Raw genomic sequence first — 1,497 nt, forward strand, 5'->3', positions numbered from 1 at the left:
AGCGAAAGCGAGTCTGAATAGGGCGAGTTAGTACGTGGACGTAGACCCGAAACCGGGTGATCTACCCCTGTCCAGGGTGAAGGTGCGGTAACACGCACTGGAGGCCCGAACCCACGCATGTTGAAAAATGCGGGGATGAGGTGGGGGTAGCGGAGAAATTCCAATCGAACTCGGAGATAGCTGGTTCTCCCCGAAATAGCTTTAGGGCTAGCCTCGGAAAACAGAGTCGTGGAGGTAGAGCACTGATTGGGTGCGGGGCCCGCAAGGGTTACCAAGCTCAGTCAAACTCCGAATGCCATAGACTTACTTCCGGGAGTCAGACAGTGAGTGCTAAGATCCATTGTCAAAAGGGAAACAGCCCAGACCATCAGCTAAGGTCCCCAAGTGTGTGTTAAGTGGGAAAGGATGTGGAGTTGCACAGACAACCAGGATGTTGGCTTAGAAGCAGCCACCATTGAAAGAGTGCGTAATAGCTCACTGGTCGAGTGACTCTGCGCCGAAAATGTAACGGGGCTAAACACACCACCGAAGCTATGGCTTGATGCTTTGCATCAGGGGTAGGGGAGCGTTGTATAAGGGTTGAAGGTGTACCGTAAGGAGCGCTGGACATTATACAAGTGAGAATGCCGGTATGAGTAACGAAAAGATCAGTGAGAATCTGATCCGCCGAAAGCCTAAGGGTTCCTGAGGAAGGCTCGTCCGCTCAGGGTAAGTCGGGACCTAAGGCGAGGCCGAAAGGCGTAGTCGAAGGACAACAGGTCGAAATTCCTGTACCACCGTAAGCCGTTATGAGCAATGGGGGGACGCAGTAGGGTAGTGACGCGGACTGATGGATGTCCGTCTAAGCAGTAAGGCTGATGTGTAGGCAAATCCGCACATTGTAAGGCTGAGCTGTGATGGGGAGCGAAAATTATAGTAGCGAAGGTCATGATCTCACACTGCCAAGAAAAGCCTCTAGCCAGGTGATGGTGCCCGTACCGCAAACCGACACAGGTAGGCGAGAAGAGTATTCTAAGGCGCGCGGAAGAACTCTCGTTAAGGAACTCGGCAAAATGACCCCGTAACTTCGGGAGAAGGGGTGCCCCGGTAGTGTGAATAGCACGAGGGGGCCGCAGTGAAAAGGCCCAAGCGACTGTTTAGCAAAAACACAGGTCTGTGCGAAGCCGTAAGGCGAAGTATACGGGCTGACGCCTGCCCGGTGCTGGAAGGTTAAGGGGAGTGGTTAGGAGCAATCCGAAGCTGTGAACCGAAGCCCCAGTAAACGGCGGCCGTAACTATAACGGTCCTAAGGTAGCGAAATTCCTTGTCAGGTAAATTCTGACCCGCACGAATGGCGTAACGACTTGGGCGCTGTCTCAACGAGAGATCCGGTGAAATTTTAATACCTGTGAAGATGCAGGTTACCCGCGACAAGACGGAAAGACCCCATGGAGCTTTACTGCAGCTTGATATTGAATTTGGGTACGATCTGTACAGGATAGGTGGGAGCCTTTGAAG

1 rRNA gene is annotated in these 1,497 nt (G+C 52.8%); it reads left to right on the forward strand.

The features are described from left to right. Positions 1–1,497, forward strand: a 23S ribosomal RNA gene (locus C161_RS19215); the annotation flags it as partial.

This window comes from Paenibacillus sp. FSL R5-192, assembly GCF_000517845.1.
Taxonomy (GTDB): domain Bacteria; phylum Bacillota; class Bacilli; order Paenibacillales; family Paenibacillaceae; genus Paenibacillus; species Paenibacillus amylolyticus.